This window comes from Nostoc cf. commune SO-36, assembly GCF_023734775.1.
Lineage (GTDB): Bacteria > Cyanobacteriota > Cyanobacteriia > Cyanobacteriales > Nostocaceae > Nostoc > Nostoc commune_A.
Map to the genome: position 1 here is coordinate 4,500,533 of NZ_AP025732.1, position 23,902 is coordinate 4,524,434.

The following is a 23,902-nucleotide window of genomic DNA, read 5'->3' on the forward strand; positions in this document are numbered from 1 at the left end:
TAGACACCGGAGACATTTCGCCTCTGGGCTTGTCGTCAGACATCGCCCTTTCCAAATGTACATCAGATGAGTTCATGAGTTATGAAGACTGAGATAAGAACGCCATCCGTTCTTAATAGTTTATTGGCAGAGTGATGCCGTGAATCCTTTTAGCGTAGGCGTAGACCATCATAGACATAGCTTTTAGGTCTGCATTGCGGGCTGCAAGACTGGAAAAACTTAAGATAGCTGAGATTTCGAGAGAAAGCCTAAGCTTCAAGGACTTGCTGTCGTGCTGGGGGGATGACCCGGCGAAAGCAGATAATCATTAAAAAGCTGTTGCCAAAATTTCCGCAGTAGGGGATTGTTTGTGCAAATAAAGAATGAGGAATGGGAAATTAGAGAGTCGAAGGAGAAAAATAGCAAATTTATTACCAATTGCAGATTAATTTCACATTAAAACTGCAACCAAAGAGGGTGGTTTGGCAAGACTGCTTAAGCAATACAACAACAAATTTTACCCTTTGACTAAGCCGATAGTGCAATGGCACAAACCGATCAATTGAGTAAATCTGTTTATAGATACTATTAATCTAAACCAATTCTTGCTTGCGCGTCCCTGCTTTATTAATTTGAGAATTAAATTTTTATTTAACCAGAAACTTCAAGTATAATTATTACTTGTTCATTTAGGTACTGCTATGAAAAAATTGATTAAAGGTTTGCGCGAATTCAAAAGCAGTTATTTTTCCGCCAATGAAGAACTGTTTGAACAACTTTCTCATGGTCAAAAGCCCAGAGTACTATTTATTACTTGTTCTGATTCGCGTATCGATCCAAACCTAATTACACAAGCTGGGTTAGGTGAATTGTTTGTTATCCGCAATGCAGGTAACATTATTCCACCATTTGGTGCAACTAATGGCGGTGAAGGGGCAACAATTGAATATGCGATTCAGGCATTAGATATTCAACAAATTATTGTCTGTGGTCACTCGCATTGTGGTGCTATGAAAGGGTTAATGAAGTTAGACAGCTTGCGGGTAGAAATGCCGCTTGTACATGACTGGCTTAAGTATGCAGAGGCAACCCGACGACTGGTGAAAGACAATTATAGCCACTACGAAGGAGAAGAACTCTTAGAAGTAATTATTGCTGAGAATGTACTCACCCAAATCGAAAATTTACGGACTTATCCGGTGATTCACTCTAAGCTCCATCAAGGGCAACTTAGTATTTATGCTTGGATTTATCAAATCGAGACAGGAGAAATATTGGCATACGATCCAGAAAAGCACGCCTATGTCTTGCCTCAAAATCAGCTTCTCCCATCGGAGATAGATGAGACGTTAGTTAGCTCACCTTTAGCTAGCAATGTGGAGATACATTTCACTAAAACTCAACAACGGGCATTTCAATCGTCCCAGGAATCCCCTATTTCCACACATGAATGGTTTCCAATGACAGTGCTTTCTCCAGAGCAAATGGAGCGAATTTATCGAGGCTCAACAAGAAAGTAAAAATGTTACAAAATTGTCAAAAGTAACGGATATTTTGAGGCTGACTTGAGAGTATTTTTAATCGGTCAAAAAGTAATGAAAATCACAGATACGATTGCATCTGTGATTTAAAAAATATTCCTAGAATTATTAAAGTTTGAAAAAATTAACTAAGGTTTACAGCTACCTAAGTGAATTCTATAGTATCAACAAACTCTAAAATACTTTCCTTGATGTCTTCAGCTTCTTCTTCAACGGAATCGGGAGTTTCGCCGTTAATAAAGCTGTGCTGACTACTAACTATATACAAAAATTCACCACTAATAAAGGAGAGCAGTCCCCGGTACGCATCTAATCTGATCGCAGTTCCATTATTTTCTTGCTTAGAAATGGTGGAACCTTTGGGCATATCAATTAATACATAGTAAGCGCCTCGCAAAGTATTTTCCAGATACTCGGTATACTCCACAGAAGCGTCTGGTACATTGGCGAAAATCGCTTGGGGTATATACTTGTCTACTAAAATTGTTTGTAAATATTCTTCTTGTCCAACAGATTCCAGTTCTTCTAACTGTTCCAGAGGAAAAGGATAATAATCGATTCTCAGCAGAGTACCGATGTCATCAGAAAAGCCAACTACTCCTTCCTGACTCTGAATTCTCCCGCCCTGTTGCGGATCAACAGGAATCGGCACGGTAAAATTGCCTAATGGGGATTGATATGTCTGTTCGCTAAAATCTTCGATGACTACTGTCTCATCTTCATCGTCTGCATATTCTTCATCTTCTGCTTCTTGAAAGGCTGCGATTACCTCCTTGATAATTTCCTCTGCTTCTTCATCCTCCAAGTCTAAAGCTGCTTGTAGCTTTTTGAGGTAGGCTTGTTTCGATTTCGGGATGGCGAGTTCATCGTCTAAAAGTACTATCACCCCAGCAGCAAAACCATCCAGCACTAATTCATCTGAAAGAGATACTTTCGCGGCATTAAACAGGGGTCCAATTCCCTCTTCTTCGGCAATGGAGATGAGTCTATCAACTATTTCGGTGATTTCATCTTCTGAGTATTCCTCGAAAACCTCAAATTCCCAGAGGATACCCGCTAAACTTTCTGCATCTACATCTTCAATCACTGAATCCACGATCGCAGTCACAGTTGCGATCGCCGCTACTGCTTCCTCTGGACTTAGCGATTCCTCTGATGTCTTTGGTGAATTAAAAACCTTGTCATATTTAGTCATAAATGCTACCTGACTTAATTCCTTGATAGTAATAACAGATTGAAAGTGACAATGGTCAGTTTACCAATGCAGCGAATCTTATAGAGAAAAAGTTGGCTAATCCGTGATTTAGTCAGTATTGCTCAGGTGTAGCTAATCTCCAGCACTAATTAAGCGTTGCTATATTCCTTTGTTTTTATCTTCTAGCAGATGAATTATGTCTATCGATAGAATTATAAACTAGCTAACGATAGATACCTACACCGTAGGACAGATGTCACAATACCAAAGTTTGTAACAACACACAATACTCGAAACATTGTACTGTTGGTCTACAAGTATGAATTACATGAAATTTTGAGTTCTTTTATGGTACAAACCCCTCCATCTCAGTTTTCACCAGATCAATATAAAGTTGATTCTGCACAAGAAAAAGTACAAGCTATTATAGAAACACCACCATCAGATACTGAGATTGATTTAGAGTTTCTTTACACTAGAGATATTGAATTTCGTCAGGAAACCATTTACTTTCTTGTGGTTGATCGCTTTTATGATGGCGATCCAGACAACAGCGAAGGTGCAAACTCAGAACTGCATGATCCAACTAGACAAGATTGGGGTAAATACTGGGGTGGCGACTTGCAAGGTGTCATCGATAAATTAGATTATCTCAAAAACATGGGAGTGACAGCCCTTTGGTTAACTCCACTGTTTGAGCAGGTTGAAGAGTTATTTGTTGGAAATGCAGCGCTACATGGCTATTGGACAAAAGACTTTAAGCGGCTAAATCCTCGCTACATTGCTGATGGAGAAAATCCTTCTTTAAACGCTACGCAAGAAGAAAAAAATACGACCTTTGATCGGCTAGTTACAGAACTGCACAAGCGGAATATGAAGCTGGTGCTAGATATTGTCTGCAACCATAGCAGCCCTGACACTAGCGGTAGTAAAGGTGAATTGTATGATGATGGCGTGAAAATTGCTGATTTCAATGATGATGTCAATAATTGGTATCACCACTATGGCGAAGTGCAAAACTGGGAAGACGATTGGCAAGTACAGAACTGTGAACTATCTGGTCTAGCAACCTTCAATGAGAATAATACTGAATATCGTGAGTATATCAAATCAGCCATTAAACAATGGCTAGACCGTGGTGTAGATGCACTGCGGGTGGATACTGTCAAGCACATGCCTATCTGGTTTTGGCAAGAATTCACTGGTGATATGACCAATCACAAACCAGATGTATTCATTTTTGGCGAATGGATTTACAGTAATCCTACTGACGATCGCTCGGTGGAATTTGTTAACCACTCAGGCATGACACTCCTAGACTTTGGCTTGTGTGTGGCAATTCGAGCCGCATTAGGGCAAGGTTCAGAAATGGGATTCGAGACAATTCAATACATTTTTGACCAAGATTATCGCTACAACGGGGCTACAGAGTTAGTTACCTTCATCGATAATCATGATATGTCCCGCTTCCAATCGCTGAACCCTGATCCAGCGATGTTGAAAGTTGCGATCGCCTTAATTATGACCTGTCGCGGTATTCCCTGCATCTATTACGGTACAGAACAATATCTGCATGACGACACCGATGGCGGTAACGATCCCTATAACCGCCCGATGATGGAAAATTGGGATACTGAGACTGAAGTTTATCGTTGCATTAGGCTGCTGTCTGGCTTACGGCGACTGAATCCAGCCGTATCAATGGGTAGCCACTGGCAAAAATACTTAACACCAGATGTTTACTGTTATGTACGCCGCTATCGTGACTCTGTGTGTTTTGTCGCTTTAAACCGGGGAGGAGAAGTTACTCTACCAGAAGTAGAAACAGAATTGCCTGATGGCGAACATACTTGCATAGTGACTCGCAATAAGTATGAGGTAAAAGACGGCAAGATTTATAACTTGGTATTAGAAGAACGGGGAGTGCTTGTTTTCAGCCACGTTGGGGAACGGATCAAAGCACAGACAATTGTCCGTGTTCAACTCACTGGCGTGGATACCCAACCCGGTGAAATCATTGTGGTGACAGGAGATTGCCCAGAGTTGGGCAACTGGGATATCAGTAAAGCATATCCTTTAGAGTATATCAACCCGAATACTTGGTCTGCTGAAATTCCCTTTGATGAGAGTACTGGTAAGCTGATTGCTTATAAATATGCCATGTGGCGGGAAGGGCGATCGCCTCTGCGCGAAAATTTGGTAAATCGTCGCTGGGTGATTGCGAAAGAAGGTACTGTAAAATGGCGTGACAGCTGGGCGTCGGGAAGAGAATCGTAGAGATACAGCACTTCCGGCAGCTACGAGGTACATTTATCCTCAAAGCTGAAAGGTATGCTAGAAGAGGGGCAAGGAGAAAAACTGTATTAGATATCTCCAGAAATTGAATATACATCACCTATAAACCTTGTAGAGACGTAGCAGTGCTACGTCAAAACAATTCATTTTTGCAGATGTCTAGTAAAGCACTGCATTGGACAAAAATAGGCGAAATGTTGCTGAAAACAAAGGGGTAACTGTTGATGAGTAAAGCAACACTCTATAATCAAGACTTTCTAGTGTGGACGCAGCAACAAGCTGAGTGCCTGAAGAAAGGACGCTGGGCTGAGTTAGACGTTGAACATTTGGTAGAGGAACTAGAGGCTTTGGGTCGGAGTGAACAAAAGGAACTTGGAAGTTATTTGCAGCTACTTTTAATGCACTTACTCAAATGCCAATATCAACCAGAGCGAAAAACCAAAAGTTGGGTTAATACAATCTCTAACAGCCGAAACCAAATTCAAGATTGTTTGGAAGATACTCCCAGTTTGCAGCGCTTTCTTGAGGATTGGGAGTGGATACAGAAATATTATCGACGCGCTCGTAGAGATGCAGCAAATGAAACTCAAAAACCAATAGAAACTTTTCCCCTTGAGTGTCCTTTTACTGTGGAACAAGTTCTTAATACTGACTTCCTCTGAGTTAGACTGCCGATCTTAAGCAATATGAATGAGTGGTACAAAGAAGACCTCGCGTTTATTCATGATGACGGTTTCCGTGACTTCGCTCTCAAATCTGCTCCTGGTATTTTAGAAATCCTGGGTTATACGAAGCGACAACTGTTGAAAGTGAACTCCAGCGCGTGGGCTTTGAAGTTGAAACAACCCATCGTTATGGTAAATACCTACTGTCAAAAGGTCATGTAGCATTTATTGTACGCAAATTATATGAATAAATATCTGAATCAAATCCAATATCTAATTTTTTTTGCTATGGTGATCCCAAAGGAATTGTTAAGTAATTACGAGGCGTCAATCAAGTAACTATGCAATAAATTCGTATATTAAAATACAAGTATATAGAAATATTTTCTCTATAAAATGGATCTGTTATGTTACTTATTCGGTTGGGCAATACGCGCTTCAATATCTTCCAATGTTTGTAACAATAGACGACTTGCCTGTAATTGCCAACCCCATTTTTGAATTCTAAAAGCTAATACAGTTCCAACTATAGCAGCTAACAAACATACAGGTTGATTTAAAGAAATTCCGAATAACAAACCCAATCCAGCAATTCCCCAAAATGGTAAAGCTGCTGCTTGTCTTTGTTCTTCCACAATTTGACTAATCATATTAGAAGATTGCTTACTAGCGAGTAATGCCTCTTTGACTTCTCGCTGTTCGGCTGCTGATACTGACAAACCTATTTTGCGCCGTAGTTTTTCAATTTTGCGGGCATCTGTGCTGTACTCTGTTAGCTCATCTTCTGCCATTTTGAGCAGTCGTTCTAGTTGTGCCATTATGCATTACGTCCGAATCCGATACAGTCATTATCCCGAATAATTGTTATTTATGGACTATGGTTTGGTATTTAATTTCATAATCCAAAATTATGATACTAGCTGTAATATCTAAAAGTGAATATGGAAAAATATACTAGTACGCCACCGCGAAAATAGAGGAACCATTAAAAATCACTAAAGAGTTTATTCCATAATACTTTTGACTTTTGACTTTTGGCTTTTGACTTCCGCCTTGCGGTTAGCGGTTACGCACTAACAAACTGAGTATAAACTTAAAAGGTAATTATGACTATAGTATCTAAAAGCACATTGTCTCAATCTTCCCAAGAGCGATCGCTCATTTTGTGGTTTGATGAAGTTGGTATTGCTGATATCCCCGTAGTTGGTGGTAAAAATGCTTCATTGGGCGAAATGATTCAACAGCTAACGCCCAAAGGTATTAACGTTCCTACAGGATTCGCCACTACTGCTTACGCTTATCGTTATTTTATTCAATCAGCAGGTTTAGAAGCAAAGCTACGCAAACTCTTTGCTGACTTGGATGTTGAGGATGTCAAAAATTTACGAGAACGGGGGAAAAAAGCGCGATCGCTATTAATCCACACCCCTTTTCCTGTAGAATTGCGGGAGGCGATCGCTAAAGCTTACCAAAGTCTTTGTGAACAATACAACGCAGAGACAGATGTTGCAGTCCGTTCTAGCGCCACCGCCGAAGACCTTCCAGATGCTAGTTTTGCTGGACAGCAAGAAACTTACCTCAACGTTGTCGGCGCTGAAGGAGTTTTAGCAGCTTGTCACAAGTGCTTTGCTTCCATATTTACCGATCGCGCCATTTCTTATCGTCACACCAAAGGATTTGATCACTTTAGCATTGCTCTGGCTGTGGGTGTGCAAAAAATGGTGCGCTCTGACTTAGCAACCTCTGGGGTGATGTTCTCCATTGATACAGAAACCGGATTTAAGGATGCAGCACTGATTACAGCTGCCTATGGTTTAGGCGAAAACGTTGTCCAAGGGTCTGTAAATCCTGATGAATATTATGTTTTTAAACCAACTTTAAAAGCTGGTTTCCGCCCAATTATTGACAAAAAATTGGGCAGTAAAGAACTAAAAATGATTTATGATGACGGCTCCAAATTTACGAAAAATGTCTCTGTTTCCCCCAGCGAAAGAGGTAAATTTGCCCTGAGTGATGAAGAGATTTTACAACTAGGAACTTGGGCATGTTTAATTGAAGATCATTATTCTCAAGTCCACGGCATTTTCACTCCAATGGATATCGAGTGGGCAAAAGATGGCATTACTAACCAACTTTTTATTGTGCAAGCGCGTCCCGAAACCGTCCAGTCGCAGAAGACAGGAAATGTGCTGCGGAGTTATCGGTTGTTATTAGGGAATAGGGAATGGGGAATAGGGAATGGGGAAAATTCCCACTCTTCACTCGCCGATTCCCAATCACCCATTCCCCTAATTACAGGAAGTGCAATTGGAGAAGCTATTAGCCAAGGGAAAGCCCGCTTAATTTTAGATGTTCAAAAACTCGAACAGTTTCAAGTTGGGGAAGTTTTAGTGACAGAAAGAACCGATCCCGATTGGGAACCGATTATGAAACGCGCCAGTGCAATTGTTACTAATTCTGGGGGCAGAACATGCCATGCAGCAATCATTGCGCGAGAATTGGGTGTACCTGCGATCGTGGGATGTGGCAATGCTACAGAAATCTTAAAACCTGGTCAAGAGGTAACAATTTCTTGCGCTGAAGGAGAAGAAGGAAAAGTTTATGCAGGTTTATTACCTTTTGAAGTTGAAGAAGTTGCTTTAGAAAACTTACCGCGTACTCATACTCAAATTTTAATGAATGTGGGTAATCCCCAAGAAGCATTGAGTTTATCGGCAATTCCTAACGATGGTGTAGGTTTAGCACGGACAGAATTTATCATTGCTAACCAAATTCAAATTCATCCAATGGCATTGATTCATTATGAATTATTAAAAGATGAATTTGCAAAAGCTAAAATTGCTGAAATCACCTCACTTTATGATGATAAACCCCAATATTTTGTAGATAAATTAGCTCAAGGCATTGGTAGAATTGCCGCAGCATTTTATCCTAAACCAGTAATTGTGCGAATGTCAGATTTCAAAAGTAATGAATATGCAAATTTGTTAGGTGGGCGACAGTTTGAACCTCATGAAGAAACCCAATGCTGGGTTGGCGAGGAGCAGCACGTTATTATGATGAAGGCTACAGAGAAGCTTTTGCCCTAGAATGTCATTCCCTGAAACGGGTGCGGGAAGATATGGGTTTAACGAATGTTATCCCGATGATTCCGTTTTGTCGTACTCCCGATGAAGGGCGGTTGGTTTTTAGCAGAGATGGCAAAAAATGGTTTAAAGCAAGGTGTTAACGGCTTACAGGTTTATGTGATGTGCGAGTTGCCCAGTAACGTTATTCTGGCTGAGGAATTTGCTGAGGTATTTGATGGCTTCTCGATTGGTTCTAATGATTTAACTCAACTTACATTAGGGATAGACAGGGATTCGGCGTTGGTAGCGCGATTGTTTGATGAACGCAGTCCAGCTGTGAAACGAATGGTAAAAATGGCCATAGAAGCGGCGAAAAAATGCGATCGCAAAATCGGCATTTGTGGACAAGCACCCAGCGACTATCCAGAATTTGCCCAGTTTTTGGTTGAATTAGGAATTGACTCGATTAGTCTGAATCCAGATTCGGTTTTAAAGACAATGCTAGAAGTGGCAAAAGTTGAGGGTAGTAATTCGTAATTAGTAATGACGCTCGTTCCGACGCTCGATATTTTCAAGTTTCTAACCAGTTATCTAATTTTAAGTTAGGAATATTTTCAAAATCTTCGATATTATTAGTAACAAGAATATCGTCACGAGAACGAGCCACAGCAGCAATTAAAGCATCAAATTCTCCAGTTGGTTTCCCAATTATTCGGAGTTCATTTTGAATCTTGCCAAATTCAATAGCTGCTTCTATTTCAAATTCTTCCACTGGTAGTAGTTGTAGAAACTGTGCTAATATCTCTAGATTCTCGGCTACTTGTCGAGAACAATAAACACCTTTGTATAGCTCTGAAACTACAATAATGGACAGATAGCATTGGCTGAAAAATGGATTAAATTTAGTAACAGCTTGGCGATTTTCATTTAGCAGTGCAATGCAAATGTTGGTATCTAATAGATACATTAGCCGTTATCCTGATTATCAAGTGAGTCTATAATTCTGCCTTGATAAGTATGACGCTGTTGGTCAATTTCTATAAATATTTCTTTTAATTCTGGTTGGTTTTTCCAAGCGCCAAATAATTGATTGAGTCTAGCTAGTTTTCTCTGAGTCTGTTAATAGTAATTGTGGTTCTGCAATTGTATCGGCAATAAATTTTACGTCTATAATGATTTCTGTCCCATCTGGAATATTATTCAGTTGTTCTGAAACTTCAATGTTTTGACCACGTTTTATACCTCTAACTTTCATGTTTAATTACCTCCTGTAATTATTACTTGATGGTGATAGTTAACCGTTATTAATTAATAATTATCAAAATAAACTCATTTGTCCCCCTTCATTTAAGGGTATCTCACTAGCAACTCAGAAGTAACAGACCTAGAACAGGCCATTGGTCAGTACTTTACCTACTTTGCTGTAATGTCCCGCAATTATCGAGATAGGGTTTTGTATATCGCTGTTCATGAGGATGTTTTTACTGATATTTTTGAGGAAGAGCCGCTTGGTAAACTTATATTGGAAGACTACAAAATTCCTCTGATCGTTTTTAATCCAAAGCGAGAGGTTATAGTCCGATGGATACTCTGGAGCAATACAGGCAGCTAATTTGCAGCATTCTTACTGAACACACAAAAATTCCTTACTCTTACGGTGATATTCAGCATGAAACTATTTTTGATAAAGAACAGGATCGATATTTGGTGATGATTCTTGGTCGAGAACCAGTCCCAGAACTCTCTCCAACTGCAACGCGGCGCGTTCACGGCTGTCTGATTCACGTTGATATTATTGATGGCAAAATTTGGATTCAGCGTGATGGCACTGAAGAGGGGTTAGCAACGGAACTGGTTAGGGCTAGTGTGCCGAAGGATCGGATTGTATTGGGATTTCGGTCTGAAGAACTGCGGGAAAATTCCGAATTTGCGATTGTATAGCCAACGGTAGTTAAACTTCTGAATAATTGCCCATAGCATAGCGATCGCCATTTTTTGTTTGTCTAATTGGCTACAAAACTTTTGACTGCTCAACCATAAGTATCTTACTATTTTGCAGAATGGCAATTTAGCTTAGTCAAAAGCAAGATGACAAATCTTTGGGAAACCGAACGCTTGATCATTCGCAGTTGGATACCCGAACGCGATGCCGAACAAGCGTTTGTAATTTATAATGACCCCGAAGTTACGCACTTTCTTGGTAAAGCTTCTCTGGTTACAAGTGTTGAGTCACAGCGTCAGCGTTTGATTGACAACATCGAGCAATCGCACCGACGCAACAATGGTACTGGATATTGGGCAATTGTCGAAAAGCAAACTACAACAATTGTAGGAACTATCATTCTCAAACAATTGCCCGACAAAGATGGTTTACCCACTCAAGATTATGAGGTAGGCTGGCACTTGAGGCGAGCTTCTTGGGGTAAAGGGTATGCAACAGAAGCAGGGCGAGTTATGCTCAATTAAGGATTTAGTGTCCTGAACTTGCCAGTGATTTATGCCGTAGTGAAGCCCGAAAATCATGCTTCAATCCGTGTAACAGAACGATTGGGCATGAAACCAATAGGGCGAACAAACAAGTATTACAATATTGAACTACTCCTGTTTCAACTAGATGCACCTGAAGAGTGAAGGGAAAACAGGGGAGCAGTTCTTAAGCAGAGGGTAGGGGGGCAAGGGAGTGGAGTTCAAAAACTCATCGGCGAGTATTAAACACTCATTCACGAGTATCAAAGACTCATTCACGAGTATCAAAGACTCATCGGCGAGTATTAAACACTCATTCACGAGTATCAAAGACTCATTCACGAGTATCAAAGACTCATTCACGAGTATCAAAGACTCGTCGGCGAGTATCAAAGACTCATCGGCGAGTATCAAAGACTCATCGGCGAGTATCAAAGACTCATTCACGAGTATCAAAGACTCATCCCCTATTCTCAATGCCCAATGAATGCCCAATGCCCAATGAAAAATGACAAATGACTAAAAAGTGGTTCCGAATTGGGATGGTGAGTGTATTTCTTCTCTCACTTGCCTTGAGGTTTTGGGGATTGGAGCGATTCAATACTCTGGTATTTGATGAAGTTTACTTTGCCAAATTTGGTAATAATTATCTCACGCATACGCCATTTTTTAATGCTCATCCGCCGCTCAGTCAATATATGATCGGCATCGGCATTTGGATTGGCAGCCACATTCCTTTTTGGCACGATACGGTAAATGGATTAACAGGATCATTGCGATCGCCTTGGACTTATCGGTGGTTCAATGCCCTTACTGGCTCATTTATTCCTTTAGTTGTGGCTGCGATCGCTTATCAATTAAGTTATCGGTGTAGCTTTGCTCTGCTTGCAGGTTTGTTTACAGCTTGTGATGGCATTTTTCTAGTTGAGTCTCGCTATGCTTTAAGTAATATTTATATCGTCATCTTTGGTTTATTAGGTCACTGGTTTTTATTATTGGCATTAGATAACCAAAATCGACGGCGTTCTTTTTGGTTAGTTTTTGCTGGCATTGCTTTTGGTGCGTCAGTCGGTACTAAATGGAACGGTTTATGGTTCCTCTCAGGTGCTTATCTCATTTGGATAACAGCTTGGGTAATCTATTTTATATATTATTTTCTTAACTCCAAACTCTTTTTTGCATCTTCTTCATTGAAAGAGGCAGGAGGCAGCGAGAGTAGAGGAGCAGGGGAAGCAGGGGAAGCAGGGAGGCAGGGGAGGCAGAGGTTAGTACTTATTCCCCCTCATCCCCCTCATCTCAGACACCACTACAAAACCTAACTCAGCTAAATATTTTTCAGATGCTGTTTTATCTAGGAATTATCCCAGCTTTCATTTACAGCATCATCTGGATTCCTCACCTTCAACTAGATAAAACTTATGGATTTATTGCAGTACATCAGCAAATTTTGAAGTTCCATTTACAGCTAGGTGGCAATAGTCCTAACGTGCATCCTTATTGTGCTGCCTGGTACAAATGGCCGTTGATGACTCGACCAATGGCATATTATTATCAAACGGCTAAAAGTATCACCGATCCTTTACCTGTGATGGGCCCGCCTTTACCTGCCGGTGCTGGACAAGTTATTTATGATGTCCATGCAATGGGCAATCCATTTTTGTGGTGGTTTGGTGTTGCTGCCATGTTGTTTTTAATAGGAATTCTGGTGTCACAACCCGTAATTCTTTGGGTGAAAGAAAAGCATTTTTCAATACCTGCAACTCTTAGCGTTGATACTTGGATTGCCTTGTATTTAGTTATAAATTATGCTGCTAACTTATTACCTTGGGTAAAAGTGACAAGGTGCGTTTTTATATACCACTATATGTGTGCAGTGGTGTTTGTATTTTTAGCGATCGCTTGGTTTGTTGATCAGTGTCTTCGCAGTTATTATCAACAACTCCGGGCGCTAGGTGTCACCATTACTTTTATCATTTTGGCTGCTTTTATTTTCTGGATGCCCATCTATTTGGGTTTACCCCTCTCACCTCACGATTATAAGCTGCGAATGTGGTTCAACTCTTGGATTTGATTATAGAAGGATTCAGTAGTTACAGCACTTCCGGCAGCTATGAGGTACATCCTCAAAGCTAAAAGCTATGTTAGGAGAGAGGCAATAAGAAAAACTGTATTGCATAATAGCGGGAAGCGCTGTATCTGGTGAAATTAAATATGTGTTATCCATAACCCTTGTAGAGACGTAGCAGTGCTACGTCTCTACATTCTCATATCTCTAGTGGATGAAAGCAAGCGTCCGCAAGTGATAACCTACCCACTAAACAAAGAACCACAGCGATATGCTTGGGTAAAGTCTTATATCAAAAATTCAAATAATAAAATCTGAATCAAAAAATAAAATTACATCATAAAAGCAAAAGCTCACTAAGTAAAATTTAATATAACGCAAGTGTTACTCTAACATTACACTACAAATGAATTCATCTGGTTGCATTGCATGGATTTTATAACAGTTTTAGGATTAGCAGCCGCCACAATAACCACAATTTCTTTTCTGCCACAGATGTTTAAAACTTGGCAAACAAAATCAGCAAAAGATGTTTCTTTCGTGACGCTAGTTACATTCATAACTGGTGTTTTTTTGTGGTTAATTTATGGAATTTATTTACAATCGTTACCGATTATTTTTGCTAACGCCGTGACATTGGTTTTTAACTTAATTATTCTATGGCTTAAAATTAAATATAGATAAATAAACTTGCCTCTAACAAACACCTGTGACATCATCTGTATTTGACTCTGAACGCCTTTTGTTCACCCCCGCCACCCCAGACACCAACGCTATCCCCATAATCTTTGCTTTTCCCAATGAGTACAGCGTAGGTATCACTAGCCTCGGCTATCAGGTAGTTTGGGCAACCTTAGCAATGCGTAATGATGTGCAGGTGAGTCGCCTGTTTACAGATACTCACGAACAACTCCCCAGAACACCGGAAATTGTGGGATTTTCTATTTCGTGGGAACTGGATTATGTGAATATTCTAAATTTGCTGGAATCTTTAGAAATTCCCATTTTGGCAACCTCTCGTAATGATTCTCAGCCGATAGTTTTTGGTGGTGGCCCCGTTCTCACTGCTAACCCCGAACCTTTTGCAGATTTTTTTGATGTAATTTTACTGGGAGATGGTGAAAATCTCCTGGGAAATTTTATTGAGGCGTACAAAGAAGTTAGAAATGCCTCAAGACAAACTCAACTAAAAAGACTTGCACAAATCCCAGGAATTTATGTACCCAGTTTGTATGCAGTCGAATATCACGCAATAGATGGTGCAGTAAAGTCAATTAATCCAATTTCTCCCGAAATTCCGGCAGTGGTGCAAAAGCAGACTTATCGAGGAAATATGCTATCCGCATCGACTGTAGTTACCGAAAAAGCCGCATGGGAAAATATTTACATGGTGGAAGTGGTGAGAAGTTGCCCAGAAATGTGCCGCTTTTGTTTGGCGAGTTATCTCACACTGCCTTTTAGAACAGCCAGTCTTGAAAGTTCATTAATTCCAGCCATTGAAAGAGGTTTAGAAGTCACAAATCGGCTAGGATTATTAGGGGCTTCAGTTACTCAACATCCAGAAATTTGAGGCTTTGCTAAATTATATTAGTCAGCCAAAGTATGATGATGTCCGCCTCAGTATTGCCTCAGTACGAACTAATACCGTAACAGTGCAGTTAGCAGAAACTTTGACAAAACGAGACACGCGATCGCTTACTATTGCAGTAGAAAGTGGTTCTGAGAAAATCCGCCAAATCGTCAACAAAAAGCTGTATAACGACGAAATTATCCAAGCGGCGATAAATGCCAAAGCTGGCGGATTAAAAAGCTTGAAACTCTACGGAATGGCGGGAATTCCTGGTGAAGAAACAGAGGATTTAGAGCAAACTGTGGCGATGATGCGTAATATCAAAAAAGCTGCGCCGGGATTGCGCTTAACATACGGATGCAGCACCTTTGTACCCAAAGCACACACACCATTTCAATGGTTTGGAGTGAATCGCCAAGCAGAAAAGCGGTTGCAGTTTTTGCAAAAACAGCTAAAACCACAAGGGATAGAGTTTCGCCCAGAAAGTTATAATTGGTCGATTATACAAGCTTTGTTGTCGAGAGGCGATCGCAGACTGTCCCAACTCCTGCAACTTACTCGTGACTTTGGCGACTCCTTGGGTAGCTACAAACGTGCTTTCAAAGAACTCAAAGGACAAATCCCCGATTTAGATTTCTACGTCCACGCCGAATGGTCAACAGAACAAGTATTACCTTGGAACCACTTGCAAGGGCCTCTGCCACAGTCTACACTACTAAAGCATTTGGCTGAAGCTCAGAGTTATATCAACCCAACTCCAAAGGAATTACAGCCAGTACTGGGAGGGACTCAGTAATAGAGGAGTGGGGACAGAGGAGTAGGCAAGGACAAGGAAGAAATAAATAATCAATGCCCAATGCCCAATGCCCTATGCCCCATACCCAATACCATTGAATTCATAGCTGAAAACTTAATGCAAAACACAGCCGAGTATTACTGCGCCTATTGCGGCGAACCGAACTTAACTTTTATTGACTTGAGTGCTGGAGGACAGCAATCCTACGTTGAAGATTGTCAAGTTTGCTGTAACCCAAATATTTTGTATGTGCGGGTTGATGAAGATACCCTAGATATCGAGATTGATACAGAATCCGAAAGTTGAATTTTAGGTTTTTCTTTCCATGCTGCACTTTAAACATTCCTCAGTAATTAATGCGTCGCCAGAAGTAGTTTGGAAATTTCACGAAAGGGCAGATATTTTGCAACTGCTGAATCCACCTTGGCAGCCAGTTCAAGTGGTTCGTCGTGAGGGGGGGCTGAACGTGGGCGCTATCACAGAATTTCGCCTGTTTCTCGGCCCATTACCCTTAACTTGGTTAGCGCGTCATACTGAATGTGAAAAATATCGTCTGTTTACCGATGAACAGATATCTGGCCCCTTTGAATCTTGGATACATCGACATGAATTTGAACCGGAAGCTGGCAAAACTAGGCTGACTGATGCCATCTCTTTCTCTATGCCTGGCGGAGGAACAGTTGAATTTGTCAGTGGTTGGTTAGTGCAAGTGCAACTAGAAGCTATGTTTCGCTATCGCCACTATGTAACGAAACGAGAATGTGAATCACAATAGCAACTTCGGTTAGTAGCAAAAATTAATTATCCTAATTTTTCAACCCTTGCCGCGAAACAATCGATACGAAGCTTGCGATAAATTCGCCGAACTAACCATCGCACCTGTAATCAGTACCTTAGAAGTCATACTTTAAGTTTGAAAAACCTATTTACTATTTATGCATCTAGTTAATAGCACTCCAGAAACCTTCTAACTTTTGTTAGATTTTTTCTCCTGTTAAAAATAGTTTTTTGGTTAAATCACAAGTTCTTATTAGCAGTTGTTTAGTAATAATACCTCTGCTTTATAGACCAATAGAGGCTATGATTCAACTTTTGTTAGATAAATATTTTGCTAAACTCCTTAAACTTCATTCTTTAGAGTTGCTTCTACTTTGAAACTAGAGACAGATAGCGCCAAATGGGTAAGTTAAGTAATATGAACAAAGTAATTAGCTTACTTAAGGAAATTTAACAATGGCACTTTATCCTAGTGATAAAACTGAAACTGCATACAATGGCAAAGACCGCAATGCTGGTGATATTGGGGTAACTCCTCAGTCTGAACTTTGGAACGGTCGCTTGGCTATGATCGGTTTTCTAGCTTACCTACTTTGGGATCTCAAGGGTTATAGCGTATTGCGGGACGTACTTCACCTCGTTTCCTAAACTCCCCGCTAATTATTGACCATCTTTGTTGCAGGCTTAGATTATATCCAAAGTATAAATAGAAGGCACTGGTTATACTAAATACTTAGTTTTCCAGTGTCATTACTTGCAGGGCTATTTCATTCTAAAAAATTGCTTAAGTGTGTCTAACCCAAATGAACATAATCGTTGAGCTTGTGCCATATTTTCAAACATTTGACTTCGATATAAATTCAGAGTGAAATTACGAGCGATAGCAAAAATCTGGGGTAAAGGTTTAGTACGAATTCTAGAAGCGTCTTCTCCTTGAGTTACATCTCGAACATAATGAACTTTATTTTCAACACCCCAATATCCCCGGATGCGCTCGCTAAACTCTTGGGCTGTCGTACTTAAGGAAGATATGTAATAACGTGTTTCATTTTGGACTTCAATATGATTGTGCCTGATAGTCTGACGTTCTGATTGGACTCGGATGATAGTTTTCAGACCAGGCCAGAATGTAATATCATTTGGCGACTGACAAATACTAACTCTACGTTTTTCGATTCGACCATGACCTTTTATTAATTAGTGAAACAGTAGAGTCTGGTATAAAATTTGTTTTAACATCTTTAAACAGAGTTGGTTGGTTGCCTTTAAGAGCAGCAATGTAATCATTACCAGTTTCGATTATCAATTCACAAGTTTTTTTTGGGTATTAATCGCATCAAAAGCGAAAACTACCCCTTGAAGAGCTAATTTTTGAATCAAAATTGGTAGAGCTTTAATTTCATTGGTTTTAGCATCTACTTCCCACGGCTCTAAAATCAAACCACGCTCGACAATATAGGTGCTAACTAACATTATTGCCGGATGAGAATCGGAATTTGGATTATCTTCTTCGATTTGATACGAACCTTTGATGACTTTGCCATCTAACCCTATGGTTTCTCCGCAGACTGGTTGTATATTAAAGAACTTAGCAAGACACGCTCCATATTCCTCGTAATTAACCTGTAACAAGGCACGACGTAAGGTGCTATACGAGGGTAATCTATTTTTCGCAGGTTTTTAATAGTTCTATCAATTCTTCTTGGTAGCTTGCAATCCAATCTCCGATTGCTAAAAATCCTTTATTCCCCGCTGCGATGCCTACGGCGGGCTGCGCCTACGCAAGGGTAAATAATGCTAGGCACAATGGCAACGTATGACGTTGCCCATCTCGGCGGCGGGGGTCTTGAAGCTCAAGAAAAGCTTCAATTATTGCTGGTTGGCTCACGGTACTAGATGTATTTCATTTTTAGTGCTGCATTGTACCATACAGCCTTTATGTTTAGAATGAAATAGCCCTGCATTACTTGTATTACCCAACCTTCTAACCGAAAACAGTTTTTAGAATAGCAGTTGCTTGTGTAATACTAGTTAAAGTATCTTAATATTTATACATATTTTTGAGCATTTGCATTTACCACTAACAAATTTTATCGGTTAGTTGTTTTTGTGATGACTATGATTTTTGAAATTTTCACTTCAATACTAGGCGGAGTAAAAGCGTGATCCAGTTAGAACAACCACCAAGTCATCATATAAAACTGCCTCCAGTAGTAAAAAGTAAATCTGAGTTTAAGGGGCTTTTCATTGCTATTATCGTTGTTAGCGTGTGGGTTATTAGCCTGAGTATATTACTTTCCCTTGACATTTCCGAGCTAAAATTTTGGATGTTATTGCCTGTTATACTTTGGCAGACATTTTTATATACGGGATTATTTATTACATCTCATGATGCCATGCATGGGGTAGTATTTCCCCAGAATCCCAAGATTAATCATTTTATTGGAAGATTGACCTTATCTCTTTATGGTCTTTTACCATATCAAAAACTACTGAAAAAACATTGGTTGCATCACCATAATCCAGCAAGCAAAATAGACCCAGATTTTCATAATGGTAAACACCAAAATTTCTTTGCTTGGTATTTTCATTTTATGAAAGGTTACTGGAGTTGGGGACAAATAATTGCGTTGATTATTATTTATAACTTTGCTAAGTACATACTCCATATACCAAGTGATAATCTAACTTACTTTTGGGTGCTACCCTCGCTTTTGAGTTCATTACAACTGTTCTATTTCGGGACTTTTTTACCCCATAGTGAACCAATAGGGGGTTATGTTCAACCTCATCGTGCCCGAACAATTAGCCGTCCTATTTGGTGGTCATTTATCACGTGCTATCATTTCGGCTACCACGAGGAACATCACGAATATCCCAATGTTTGTTGGTGGCAGTTACCAGAAATTTACAAAGCAAAATAGTTGTTGTTTATTTAAAGGTCATAGCAACAAAAGTTACCAGGTAATCTATATAGTTTGAGCAAGACATTCTTTTAGATTATCCTGCTTATGTCAATTAATAATTCTCGTCTTGTCACTTACAGCCCTGCTTATACAATCGTTCCTACTTACGAGTGCTTTAATCGCTGTAGCTATTGCAACTTTCGCAGCGAACCGGGTAAAAGTCCCTGGATGAGTATTTCAGATGCAGAAAGTATTTTAAAGTTACTTCAAAACGAAAAAGTCTGTGAAATCCTCATCCTTAGCGGTGAAGTGCATCCCCATTCGCCAAAGCGTCAGGCGTGGTTTGAGCGGATTTATGATTTGTGTGAATTAGCGCTTTCAATGGGATTTTTACCGCATACAAATGCGGGGCCACTGAGTTTTGAAGAAATGCAAAAGCTCAAGCGTGTGAATGTTTCGATGGGGCTGATGTTGGAACAGCTAACGCCAACATTGTTAAATAGTGTACATCGGCACGCACCGAGTAAATTACCCGAAGTTCGTTTACAACAATTGCAATGGGCGGGAGAATTGCAGATTCCCTTTACAACTGGGTTACTGTTGGGAATTGGGGAAACTGTAGATGATTGGTGGGAAACATTGACAGCTATATCTGAACTGCATCAACGTTATCATCACATTCAAGAAGTCATCCTGCAACCTCATAGTCCTGGACATCAGCAAACTTTTGATGCACCACCTTTTGATCCTCATGAATTACCAGAAGTAATTGCTAAAGCACGTCAGATTTTACCGCCAGATATTACTATTCAAATTCCGCCGAATTTAGTTAAAGATGACTGCTGGTTACTCGCTTGTATCGAAGCTGGTGCGCGAGATTTGGGCGGAATTGGCCCAAAAGATGAAGTAAATCCCGATTATCCTCATGTTCAGGAACAAGCATTAAGAGAAATTTTACAACCTGCGGGGTGGGAATTGGTGGCGCGATCGCCAGTTTATCCGCAATTTGATAGTTGGTTGTCGGGGGAGTTACAAACAGCAGTGAAACGCTGGCAAAAAACTTTAACTCCGGCTTTTCTTGTGTAATAACAAAGAAGTAAAGATTTTTTCCTTTCCTGTTAGTGTCTTTGTTTATGAGTCTTTGATACTCGTCGCCGAGTCTTTGATACTCGTGAATGAGTCTTTGATACTAGTCAACGAGTATCAGAACTTCACTAATGAATTTTAGGGGTGTTGATTACCCAGTCCCCAATCCTACGTTATCATCGCACTAAACTGGTAAGTTCACCTATGGTTCAGGATTTTGCAACTTTAAAAAAGATATACAACGTTTTTGACCCATTTCGTCCCTTGCCCGCAGGAGATCCGGCTTATGTCGATTGTCAGGAGGTGCGAGGAGATGGCGACATTTTGGTAGAGGTGGGTAGAGATATTTTGTTGTCTGACAGAAAGACTTGTCAACTTTATGCTGGTCATCGTGGTGCAGGCAAATCAACAGAATTGCTGCGTCTTCAGAAATATTTAAACGAGCAAGGTTGCTTTGTTGTCTATTTTGCCGCCGATGAACAAGATATCGAGCCGGAAGATGCCCAATATACAGATATTCTTCTTGCTTGTACACGACGTTTATTAGAAGCATTAAAAGATAACGCTAATCCTGAACCTTTGGTGTCATGGTTGAAAAGCCGCTGGCATGATTTAAAAGATTTGCTACCTGATGTATCTTTAGAAGGTCTGGAGGTAGAGAAGGAAATTTCTCTTTTTGCCAAAATCACAGCCAAATTGAGAACCGAACCTAGTCTCCGCCACAAAATCCGCGAACGACTTAACCCCCACACCCAAACTTTGATTTTGGCTTTGAATCAATTTATTGAAGATGCAAAAAAACGCTTACCTTCGGAATATTCTCAATTGGTAGTCATCGCTGATAATCTAGATCGGATTGTACCCATACCCCAGGAAGATGGACGCAGCAATCACGAACATATTTTTTTAGACCGTAGCGAACAACTCAAAGCTTTAAATTGCCATCTAATTTATACAGTACCGATTTCATTGGTGTACTCTAACCGCGCTAACAGATTTACGAGATATCTATGGTACTGATGCTCAAGTTTTACCAATGATTATGGTGCAAACTCCTGAAAATAAAAGTTATCAACGAGGAATTAATAAAGTCCAGGAATTGTTGCAAAAGCGGGTGAGTCAGATTGACCCTAACCTTTCTATCAGAAATATGTTTGAGCAGCCAGAAGCTTTACAGCAACTATGCTTAATGAGTGGAGGTCATGTGCGGAATTTGCTATTATTAATGAAGGAAGCAATTAAATATACTAATAAGCTACCCATTACGACTAGAGCTTTACAACGGTCAATTAGCGAAACTAGAATTACCTACCGCAATACAGTTTATGCAGATTAATGGCAAGCACTAGCCAAAGTTTATCATTCTAAACAAATAGTAAATGATGAACAACACCGTAACTTATTATTCAATCGCTGTATTTTGGAATATCGCTACCGTAATAAAGAAGAACAAATTCAATGTTGGTATGATATTCATCCTTTAATTAAAGGAATTAAAGAGTTTCAGGATACTTTTGCTAATTTGAACCTTAGTGAGACACAGCCTGATGAAACTAGAATTGACTGATTGGGATAAAGATTTACCATCGGAACCAGATGAAGAATATCAAGCCTTAGTCCGTACCCTGAACTTTACAGAAGGCTTTGGCTTATTATTTGCTCGTTGTTCTCCGGCTGAGGGTGAGCAGTTAATTGGCAAAGTGAAAGAAGAAATTACAAATAAAAATATTGAGGTTTTGCAATTAAAGCAAGCTGTTACTAATTTATATGAAATTATAGACAAATTAGATAATAAAGAGCAGATAGATATTTTATTTATTACAGGTTTAGAGCATTCATTTTATGAATATGAAGAATGTAAACAATTAATAGGCTGGAATAGTAGGGATATCTATTCATATAGTTGGAAAGGTGTACCACCTGTTTTAATGAACCTCAATCAGCAGAGAGAAAGGTTTAGAGATAACTTTAATATCTGTTTTGTTTTCTTGCTACCTCTATTTGCTATTAAATATTTTATCCAACGCGCTCCAGACTTTTTTGACTGGCGTTCGGGGTTCTTTGAATTCCCTAGAGATTTAGAAACTGTAGAGCAAGAATCATTACGTATTATCCAAGATGGAAACTATCAAAAATATCTCACAATAACGCCAGAAGAAAGAACTCAAGAAATACTAGCAATTCAAGAATTAATTACACAAAACCATCAAATAAGTAGTAGCCAAGCAGAATTATTAATTAAACTGGGAGATTTGCAGGTTGCTGAACAAGATTACAATAAAGCGATCGCATCCTACGACCAAGCACTGAAATTTAAACCAGATTACCACCAAGCTTGGTACAATCGGGGCTATGCGCTAGGCAATTTAGGACGCAATGAAGAAGCGATCGCATCCTACGACCAAGCACTGAAATTGAAACCAGATTACCACGATGCTTGGAACAATCGGGGCATTGCGCTAGATGATTTAGGACGCACTGAAGAAGCGATCGCATCCTACGACCAAGCACTGAAATTGAAACCAGATTATCACAAAGCTTGGAACAATCGGGGCATTGCGCTAGATGATTTAGGACGCAATAAAGAAGCAATCGCATCCTACGACCAAGCACTGAAATTGAAACCAGATGACCACGAAGCTTGGTACAATCGGGGCATTACGCTACGCAATTTAGGACGCAATGAAGAAGCGATCGCATCCTTTGATCAAGCACTTGAATTTCAACCAGATGATTACCACGCTTGGAGTAACCGGGGTATTGCATTAAGTAATTTAGGACAGTATGAAGAAGCAATTGCATCCGACGACCAAGCACTAAAAATTAACTCTAATTATTACGAAGCCTGGAACAACAGAGGTGTTGTTCTATGTGATAATCTACAACGCTATGAAGAAGCAATCATTTCTTTTGACGAAGTACTTAAAATTCAAGCAGATGATTATGTAGCTTGGAGTAATCGGGGTATTGCATTAAGAAATTTAGGACGCAATGAAGAAGCGATCGCATCCTACGACCAAGCACTGAAATTTAAACCAGATAAACACGATGCTTGGTACAATCGGGGCATTACGCTAGGCAATTTAGGACGCAATGAAGAAGCGATCGCATCCTACGACCAAGCACTGAAATTTAAACCAGATTACCACCAAGCTTGGAACAATCGGGGCATTGCGCTAGATGATTTAGGACGCAATGAAGAAGCGATCGCATCCTACGACCAAGCACTGAAATTTAAACCAGATTACCACCAAGCTTGGTACAATAAAGCTTGCTATTATGCCCTTAAAGGTAATATTGAGCAGGCACTAGAGAATCTACAACAAGCAATTAATCTGAATCTGACAAATATCGTGAGATGGTAAAAACAGACTCAGATTTTGATGGTATTCGGGAAAATGAGCGGTTTCAAGCTTTAATTCAATAGCTGCTATAAAGACTAAATTAATGTAGCGATTAATGTAGGATTAATGTAGCGATCGCCTTCATACTT

General features: G+C 39.9%; 19 protein-coding genes and 5 pseudogenes. 18 read left to right on the plus strand and 6 right to left on the minus strand.

Translation table 11 applies throughout. The features are described 5' to 3' along the window. The first annotated feature begins 680 nt into the window (after positions 1 to 680). Positions 681 to 1,499 (plus strand): carbonic anhydrase, encoded by an 819-nt coding sequence (locus tag ANSO36C_RS20275; RefSeq protein ID WP_251955967.1) that lies wholly within the window; start codon positions 681 to 683, stop codon positions 1,497 to 1,499. A gap of 166 nt (positions 1,500 to 1,665) precedes the next feature. On the opposite strand, the gene ANSO36C_RS20280 is transcribed toward ANSO36C_RS20275, so the two are convergent. Continuing rightward, entirely contained in the window at positions 1,666 to 2,715 is a 1,050-nt protein-coding gene (locus ANSO36C_RS20280; RefSeq protein WP_251955968.1) for a tellurite resistance TerB family protein, read from the minus strand. Between the two features lie 348 nt (positions 2,716 to 3,063). Between ANSO36C_RS20280 and ANSO36C_RS20285 the strand changes: the two genes are divergently transcribed. Both ANSO36C_RS20285 and ANSO36C_RS20290 read left to right on the plus strand, forming a co-directional pair. Further along, positions 3,064 to 4,992, plus strand: a complete 1,929-nt coding sequence (locus ANSO36C_RS20285; RefSeq protein WP_251955969.1) for an alpha-amylase family glycosyl hydrolase — start codon at positions 3,064 to 3,066, stop codon at positions 4,990 to 4,992. Positions 4,993 to 5,234: 242 nt separating this feature from the next. Next, positions 5,235 to 5,672, plus strand: a complete 438-nt coding sequence (locus tag ANSO36C_RS20290) for a DUF29 domain-containing protein (protein ID WP_251955970.1) — start codon at positions 5,235 to 5,237, stop codon at positions 5,670 to 5,672. A gap of 413 nt (positions 5,673 to 6,085) precedes the next feature. On the opposite strand, the gene ANSO36C_RS20295 is transcribed toward ANSO36C_RS20290, so the two are convergent. Beyond that, positions 6,086 to 6,493: a hypothetical protein gene (locus ANSO36C_RS20295; RefSeq protein WP_251955971.1), complete on the minus strand. Its 408-nt coding sequence runs from the start codon at positions 6,491 to 6,493 to the stop codon at positions 6,086 to 6,088. 288 nt (positions 6,494 to 6,781) lie between these two features. On the opposite strand from ANSO36C_RS20295, the pseudogene ppsA reads away from it, so the two are divergent. After that, positions 6,782 to 9,280 (plus strand): annotated as a pseudogene (gene ppsA, locus ANSO36C_RS20300) (phosphoenolpyruvate synthase). Positions 9,281 to 9,314: 34 nt separating this feature from the next. Here the strand turns inward: ppsA and ANSO36C_RS20305 are convergent. Next, positions 9,315 to 9,710, minus strand: a complete 396-nt coding sequence (locus ANSO36C_RS20305) for a type II toxin-antitoxin system VapC family toxin (RefSeq protein ID WP_251955972.1) — start codon at positions 9,708 to 9,710, stop codon at positions 9,315 to 9,317. Continuing rightward, a pseudogene (locus ANSO36C_RS20310) lies at positions 9,710 to 9,998 on the minus strand (hypothetical protein). The gene ANSO36C_RS20305 and the pseudogene ANSO36C_RS20310 overlap by 1 nt, the downstream one beginning before the upstream one ends. A 141-nt stretch (positions 9,999 to 10,139) precedes the next feature. On the opposite strand from ANSO36C_RS20310, the gene ANSO36C_RS34965 reads away from it, so the two are divergent. From ANSO36C_RS34965 to ANSO36C_RS20350, 9 genes and pseudogenes are all read left to right on the plus strand, one after another. Continuing rightward, positions 10,140 to 10,355, plus strand: a complete 216-nt coding sequence (locus tag ANSO36C_RS34965; protein ID WP_410174718.1) for an element excision factor XisH family protein — start codon at positions 10,140 to 10,142, stop codon at positions 10,353 to 10,355. Further along, positions 10,325 to 10,684: a XisI protein gene (locus ANSO36C_RS20315; RefSeq protein WP_251955973.1), complete on the plus strand. Its 360-nt coding sequence runs from the start codon at positions 10,325 to 10,327 to the stop codon at positions 10,682 to 10,684. The genes ANSO36C_RS34965 and ANSO36C_RS20315 overlap by 31 nt, the downstream gene beginning before the upstream one ends. 147 nt (positions 10,685 to 10,831) lie before the next feature. After that, complete coding sequence (locus ANSO36C_RS20320) at positions 10,832 to 11,209, plus strand: GNAT family N-acetyltransferase (protein ID WP_251955974.1); 378 nt, start codon at positions 10,832 to 10,834, stop codon at positions 11,207 to 11,209. A 515-nt stretch (positions 11,210 to 11,724) separates the two neighbouring features. Beyond that, positions 11,725 to 13,280 (plus strand): annotated as a pseudogene (locus tag ANSO36C_RS20325) (dolichyl-phosphate-mannose--protein mannosyltransferase). Positions 13,281 to 13,703: 423 nt separating this feature from the next. Further along, positions 13,704 to 13,958 (plus strand): SemiSWEET transporter, encoded by a 255-nt coding sequence (locus ANSO36C_RS20330; RefSeq protein ID WP_251955975.1) that lies wholly within the window; start codon positions 13,704 to 13,706, stop codon positions 13,956 to 13,958. A 25-nt stretch (positions 13,959 to 13,983) separates the two neighbouring features. Then, positions 13,984 to 15,640, plus strand: a pseudogene (locus tag ANSO36C_RS20335) (B12-binding domain-containing radical SAM protein). Positions 15,641 to 15,757: 117 nt separating this feature from the next. Further along, a complete protein-coding gene (locus ANSO36C_RS20340) occupies positions 15,758 to 15,946 on the plus strand; it encodes a CPXCG motif-containing cysteine-rich protein (RefSeq protein ID WP_012411100.1) in 189 nt (62 codons plus the stop codon). A gap of 19 nt (positions 15,947 to 15,965) precedes the next feature. Continuing rightward, complete coding sequence (locus tag ANSO36C_RS20345) at positions 15,966 to 16,415, plus strand: SRPBCC family protein (protein WP_251955976.1); 450 nt, start codon at positions 15,966 to 15,968, stop codon at positions 16,413 to 16,415. A 458-nt stretch (positions 16,416 to 16,873) separates the two neighbouring features. Further along, positions 16,874 to 17,065 (plus strand): chlorophyll a/b-binding protein, encoded by a 192-nt coding sequence (locus tag ANSO36C_RS20350; RefSeq protein WP_251955977.1) that lies wholly within the window; start codon positions 16,874 to 16,876, stop codon positions 17,063 to 17,065. Between the two features lie 114 nt (positions 17,066 to 17,179). On the opposite strand, the gene ANSO36C_RS34970 is transcribed toward ANSO36C_RS20350, so the two are convergent. Both ANSO36C_RS34970 and ANSO36C_RS20355 read right to left on the minus strand, forming a co-directional pair. Next, complete coding sequence (locus ANSO36C_RS34970) at positions 17,180 to 17,611, minus strand: ISAs1 family transposase (protein WP_410174719.1); 432 nt, start codon at positions 17,609 to 17,611, stop codon at positions 17,180 to 17,182. A gap of 108 nt (positions 17,612 to 17,719) precedes the next feature. Then, a complete protein-coding gene (locus tag ANSO36C_RS20355; protein WP_251955978.1) occupies positions 17,720 to 18,049 on the minus strand; it encodes a hypothetical protein in 330 nt (109 codons plus the stop codon). A 530-nt stretch (positions 18,050 to 18,579) separates the two neighbouring features. On the opposite strand from ANSO36C_RS20355, the gene crtW reads away from it, so the two are divergent. From crtW to ANSO36C_RS34975, 5 genes and pseudogenes are all read left to right on the plus strand, one after another. After that, positions 18,580 to 19,341: a beta-carotene ketolase CrtW gene (gene crtW, locus ANSO36C_RS20360; protein ID WP_251955980.1), complete on the plus strand. Its 762-nt coding sequence runs from the start codon at positions 18,580 to 18,582 to the stop codon at positions 19,339 to 19,341. Between the two features lie 87 nt (positions 19,342 to 19,428). Continuing rightward, positions 19,429 to 20,409, plus strand: coding sequence for a 7,8-didemethyl-8-hydroxy-5-deazariboflavin synthase subunit CofG (gene cofG, locus ANSO36C_RS20365; RefSeq protein WP_251955982.1), 981 nt, complete (start codon positions 19,429 to 19,431; stop codon positions 20,407 to 20,409). A gap of 204 nt (positions 20,410 to 20,613) precedes the next feature. Further along, positions 20,614 to 21,976, plus strand: a pseudogene (locus ANSO36C_RS20370) (ATP-binding protein). Beyond that, complete coding sequence (locus ANSO36C_RS20375) at positions 21,957 to 23,774, plus strand: tetratricopeptide repeat protein (RefSeq protein WP_251955984.1); 1,818 nt, start codon at positions 21,957 to 21,959, stop codon at positions 23,772 to 23,774. The pseudogene ANSO36C_RS20370 and the gene ANSO36C_RS20375 overlap by 20 nt, the downstream one beginning before the upstream one ends. Then, positions 23,768 to 23,836: a TPR end-of-group domain-containing protein gene (locus ANSO36C_RS34975; protein WP_410174720.1), complete on the plus strand. Its 69-nt coding sequence runs from the start codon at positions 23,768 to 23,770 to the stop codon at positions 23,834 to 23,836. Before ANSO36C_RS20375 ends, ANSO36C_RS34975 begins: the two co-directional genes overlap by 7 nt. Positions 23,837 to 23,902 lie beyond the last annotated feature (66 nt).

What these genes read in the sequence shown, in the direction of transcription:
- ANSO36C_RS20275 (WP_251955967.1), top strand. Translation starts at nt 681, where the DNA reads ATGAAAAAATTGATTAAAGGTTTGCGCGAATTCAAAAGCAGTTATTTT.
- ANSO36C_RS20280 (WP_251955968.1), bottom strand. Translation starts at nt 2,715, where the DNA reads ATGACTAAATATGACAAGGTTTTTAATTCACCAAAGACATCAGAGGAA.
- ANSO36C_RS20285 (WP_251955969.1), top strand. Translation starts at nt 3,064, where the DNA reads ATGGTACAAACCCCTCCATCTCAGTTTTCACCAGATCAATATAAAGTT.
- ANSO36C_RS20290 (WP_251955970.1), top strand. Translation starts at nt 5,235, where the DNA reads ATGAGTAAAGCAACACTCTATAATCAAGACTTTCTAGTGTGGACGCAG.
- ANSO36C_RS20295 (WP_251955971.1), bottom strand. Translation starts at nt 6,493, where the DNA reads ATGGCACAACTAGAACGACTGCTCAAAATGGCAGAAGATGAGCTAACA.
- ANSO36C_RS20305 (WP_251955972.1), bottom strand. Translation starts at nt 9,710, where the DNA reads ATGTATCTATTAGATACCAACATTTGCATTGCACTGCTAAATGAAAAT.
- ANSO36C_RS20315 (WP_251955973.1), top strand. Translation starts at nt 10,325, where the DNA reads ATGGATACTCTGGAGCAATACAGGCAGCTAATTTGCAGCATTCTTACT.
- ANSO36C_RS20320 (WP_251955974.1), top strand. Translation starts at nt 10,832, where the DNA reads ATGACAAATCTTTGGGAAACCGAACGCTTGATCATTCGCAGTTGGATA.
- ANSO36C_RS20330 (WP_251955975.1), top strand. Translation starts at nt 13,704, where the DNA reads ATGGATTTTATAACAGTTTTAGGATTAGCAGCCGCCACAATAACCACA.
- ANSO36C_RS20340 (WP_012411100.1), top strand. Translation starts at nt 15,758, where the DNA reads ATGCAAAACACAGCCGAGTATTACTGCGCCTATTGCGGCGAACCGAAC.
- ANSO36C_RS20345 (WP_251955976.1), top strand. Translation starts at nt 15,966, where the DNA reads ATGCTGCACTTTAAACATTCCTCAGTAATTAATGCGTCGCCAGAAGTA.
- ANSO36C_RS20350 (WP_251955977.1), top strand. Translation starts at nt 16,874, where the DNA reads ATGGCACTTTATCCTAGTGATAAAACTGAAACTGCATACAATGGCAAA.
- cofG (WP_251955982.1), top strand. Translation starts at nt 19,429, where the DNA reads ATGTCAATTAATAATTCTCGTCTTGTCACTTACAGCCCTGCTTATACA.
- ANSO36C_RS20375 (WP_251955984.1), top strand. Translation starts at nt 21,957, where the DNA reads ATGAAACTAGAATTGACTGATTGGGATAAAGATTTACCATCGGAACCA.